This window comes from Nostoc sp. (assembly GCF_035638895.1).
In the GTDB taxonomy this organism is placed as follows: Bacteria; Cyanobacteriota; Cyanobacteriia; order Cyanobacteriales; family Nostocaceae; genus Nostoc.
This window is the reverse complement of the sequence record NZ_DASQZC010000490.1, coordinates 1-4351: the sequence shown is the minus strand read 5'-3', so window position 1 is coordinate 4351 and position 4351 is coordinate 1. Positions and strand designations below refer to the sequence as shown.

At 44.6% G+C, this 4351-nt stretch carries 3 protein-coding genes and 1 pseudogene; 1 reads left to right on the top strand and 3 read right to left on the bottom strand.

What is annotated here, in order from left to right:
• From VE944_RS24620 to VE944_RS24610, 3 genes are all read right to left on the bottom strand, one after another.
• On the bottom strand, positions 1 to 2149 hold a 2149-nt coding region (locus VE944_RS24620; RefSeq protein WP_324983269.1), incomplete at its 3' end, for a TIR domain-containing protein.
• Between the two features lie 867 nt (positions 2150 to 3016).
• The gene (locus VE944_RS24615) at positions 3017 to 3229 is read right to left on the bottom strand and encodes a hypothetical protein (RefSeq protein ID WP_324983266.1); all 213 of its coding nucleotides are present in this window, start codon (positions 3227 to 3229) and stop codon (positions 3017 to 3019) included.
• Positions 3230 to 3395: 166 nt separating this feature from the next.
• Entirely contained in the window at positions 3396 to 4010 is a 615-nt protein-coding gene (locus VE944_RS24610; protein ID WP_324983263.1) for a hypothetical protein, read from the bottom strand.
• Between the two features lie 146 nt (positions 4011 to 4156).
• Here VE944_RS24610 and VE944_RS24605 point away from each other — a divergent pair.
• Positions 4157 to 4351: pseudogene (locus VE944_RS24605) on the top strand (SAM-dependent methyltransferase); the annotation flags it as partial.

The following is a 4351-nucleotide window of genomic DNA, read 5'->3' as shown; positions in this document are numbered from 1 at the left end:
TACGCACCAAGGCTGAGGCATAAGCGTTGATGCGTTCAGGCTGAAGCAGCACAAAATCGCCAAACTCTAGCTTCCAAACCAATCCTGGCCCAGCCAGCAGACCGACAACGGCCCGTAGTTCTTCAATCGCGAAGGATTCATGCGGCAGACGGAATTCAAGCTGCTGCTTGAGTTCCGCCATGCGGAGCAGAACTTTATCTTCGTCCCTCAGCTTGATGATTTCCTCTTTTAGGGTTTTGAACGTCTGGGTGGTCGCTGTCCAGGGGATAGAATCCCAATCGATGTTTTCGATAATGGCCTGGAGCAGGTCGTTGCAACCAGCACCCGTTTGAGCACTGGTTTCTAGATAAGCCGCAAAGCCTCGCTCTTTTTGAAATTCCTCAATGCCCTTTTTGCTGACCATCAAGCCGCCCCGGTCACAGCGACCCGCGACCAGCAGCTTTTTGAAAGCGCGACGAGACGCTTTTTCTAAGTCGCTGTCCCACTGCCCTAGCCCTTCAAAGGGATTTTCTTGCTGGGGATTAAACACCATTACCGCTAGCTGGGTTTCATCCATAAATAGCTGATGGATAAGGCGATAGTCGGGCTGTCCGGCAAAATCCCATAGCCAAATCTCGCGGGCGGTATTTGAGGTGTTGGTGTCTTGGGATAGCTTGAACTGAGAGGCCCAGTGAGCATCAGTGGAGATTGTCGGTTCAAAGGTGTTACGACTGAGGCGCAGAGCTAACCCAGATTTGCCGACGCCGGTATCTCCCGCCAAAATGACTTTGGCATTAGTGTAGCGCGTTCCGAGAGTAGCTTCGCTCCAACTATCAGGCTCAGGTAGTTGCCAAATCCTCAGCGTTCCTGCCGAACCCGATATAACGGTCTTGCCATCGGGAGTAATAGCAACTCCGAACACATCACTCGTGTGGCCTGCAAACGTGGCTTGGCATTGTCCAGTAGCTAAATTCCAAACCTTGAGGGTTCTATCCCTAGACCCCGATACAACGGTCTTGCCATCAGGAGTAATAGCAACTACGTCTACAGTACTCATGTGGCCTTCAAACGTGGCTCGGCATTGTCCAGTAGCTAAATCCCAAACCTTGAGGGTATCATCCACAGACCCCGATACAAATGTCTTGCCATCGGGAGTAATAGCAACTGCGAACACATCACCCGTGTGGCCTGCAAACGTGGCTTTGCATTGTCCAGTAGCTAAATTCCAAACCTTGAGGGTATCATCGCCAGACCCCGATACAACGGTCTTGCCATCGGGAGTAATAGCAACTGCCGACACACTATCCGTGTGGCCTGCAAACGTGGCTCGGCATTGTCCAGTAGCTAAATCCCAAACCTTGAGGGTATCATCGCTAGACCCCGATACAACGGTCTTGCCATCGGGAGTAATAGCAACTGCCGACACACTATCCGTGTGGCCTACAAACGTGGCTCGGCATTGTCCAGTAGCTAAGTCCCAAACCTTGAGGGTATCATCGCCAGACCCCGATACAACGGTCTTGCCATCGGGAGTAATAGCAACTCCTAACACATAACTCGTGTGGCCTGCAAACGTGGCTCGGCATTGTCTAGTACCTAAATCCCAAACCTTGAGGGTACCATCCTCAGACGCCAATACAACGGTCTTGCCATCGGGAGTAATAGCTATGAAAAGTATTTCACTGTCATCGTCATCTTGTTTAAGAACTATTGGCTCCTGGATAATAGAGTCCATTGACGGAGCAGATTCTGATTGCTTAACTTCTCGCCCTCGGCATGTAGCTAAAAGCTTGTCGTAAGCCTCATCCGATGTATTGCGCCAGTCGATGTAGAGAAACTGGGCAATAATGTTGGGTCGTTCACAATCAGCAATCAAAATGGGAATGAAGCGACGTTGGGTATTGGTAGGATCGCGAAATAAAAGTGATAGGTGTTCTAGCTTGCCCCACTCAGATTTAAAGTAGTTAGGCGACATGCACATCAGCAGTGTGCGTGACTGCTCTACTCCCTGCTGAATCTTGAGCGGTATTGAGTCTCCCGGTTCAATCACCCAGGCATCAAGCCATACCCGGACAGCATCGTTCTTTAGTCTCTCTGCCAGGTTATGAACAACAGCCTTATCTTTTGTGCTATGGCTCAGGAAAACATCAAATGCAAACTTATTACTCATGGCTCAATTGGGCAGCTTGATAGAACTATCATCATGATGTTTGTTCTTTTACCAATGACAAAGCTGGTTCATCATTTCAACTCTCCAGTCCTGAAGCACGATTTTTACTAACCTAAAGATACGGCTCCTGCTTAAACTGCATAGACAAGACCCTATAGCAATAGCAAAGTTCCAAGAAAAACTTGCTCAATATTTAACAATAGCACGAGTAGCTGCTGCCACCCTGATTGCTATTGCTGTTGCTCTGGTTGTCGTGCGTGAAGGTCGGCGCAAAATGCTTGACTGGCATAGTCTGCGGGGATTAAGTTTTTACAATTAGGATTACGCGAAATTGAACGTTTATGTTATCAACGCCTCCCAATTCCCCTATTAGCTACCTTACCTCGAAAGAGTCCTCCACCTGTCACTGCTTCACTATAAAAACGATCGCAGATAGAGCAACAAATTGAGTTCTCCCATGTTCCTGTCTTCTCAACTTAAGACTCCGAAAACTTTTCTGCACCATTAAACTCCTGAATTATGTTTCGATAAAAAGAGAGTGGGAGGAAGCATATCAGTCAGCTTTCAAACTCCCACTCAGCCATTTGCTGCTGAAGTGAACAGGAATGTATACAGACGTTGCCCTTATTTTAAGGTTAATGCGTACTTCAACAACAACGCCCATAAGCATTTAATAGTCCTGTTGCAGCAAATGCCAAACCTGATTATTAATATTTATCTGCTGATGAAAATCCTCTGCAAATAATTGGTAGAGATAGTTTTTTCTTGTAACTCACTTAGTAAATAGTGTTTTACAAAAGGAATTTGCTTACGTGGTAGTCCCTGATAACAAAACCCTTGAAGTCGTTTATCTTTGTACAATTTAACTTAGTTAATTAGAATCTGGTTGCCATTTTGGCAAGTTTTTAAATTTCCCAATTGCTCACCTGTAGCAGTATCATCCTTCTCTTGCTCTTTTGCTGGATAACTATATTTCCGCAGCAGGTGCTTAATTAATCGGCGTATATTCGCTTTTCCCGATCTGGGAAATTGATGTTTGACTACTTTGAGCAAGAAGGGGCGCAATGCGATCGCAATCAATACCCAAGAGTAATCCTGTCACTTAATGTATTTTATGTCACTTGCATTTTTAGTGAAAAGGCATGACATGAAGTTTACCGCATTCGCAGCCAAATTACAGAACAGGTAGCACTATTCAACCTGGGCTTTATAAGATTTAGTAGCTTTGGCATTTTTACACCCAGGTTTAATTGCTTAGGATGCCAACCAAAATATTAATTAATTCAGTTAATTCTTCTGGGACTCGATATAATTTGAAGTCTTCGGTTATCTGTTTTTCTTGGCGTTTATAAGTAGCAAATCGCCAATCTTCACCAGTAGTTACCGCCCCATAAAGAATTGGTGTATCTGAATTTATCCATTGATCTAGTGCAATTAATTCTACAGCTAATTGTATAAAGCCCCTACTTAAGTCTGCTTGTTTAGCTTCAATCACTAACAACCCCTTACCTTTATCAATGTAGTAATCTAAGTTACCTTTGAGTTGGTCGCTGACGTTAATGGGATACTCAATATTCAATTGCGCTTGGGCGATTTCACAAACTTCTAGTAGTATGGGTGCAATAATTGCTTGCTTACGTGCATCTTCACTCAGTAGCTTGACACGTCGGAGATTCCGTTCAATGATTCGCTGCAATTCTAGGATTTGATTAGGGATAGATATCGATTGCGGTAATTGTAATCGTTCACGTTCGTAGTCACAACCTAATTCAGCCAGAATATCCCCTGGGGAAAAAGGTATTTCAAAATATTTACTAAATGTATAACTTTGACCAGGTTGAATAATTCGAGGTCGATTCATAAATTTTGACTATAACTTAAGTAAATACGAATACCAGACCCAGACGAACAGACGAAAACGATAGAGATTAGGCTGACTGGGAATTCCTGATAAACCACTCTTAGGCGATAGTATAACTGTAGATTCTTTCAATTCTCTCACCTACTATGCCAAAACAATCTATAGGTCTTGATCACCAACTCTATAATTACCTTTTATCCGTTTCGTTGCGGGAACCGGAGATTCTTTTGAAGTTGCGCCAAGAAACCGCCAGCCATCCCCGAAGTGGAATGCAGATTTCACCAGAACAAGGGCAGTTTATGAGACTTTTGGTGCAGCTTATTGGAGCTAAGAAAACCCTG

Coding starts and splice junctions, on each gene's coding strand:
- VE944_RS24610 (WP_324983263.1), bottom strand. CDS start 4,010: ATGAATCGACCTCGAATTATTCAACCTGGTCAAAGTTATACATTTAGT.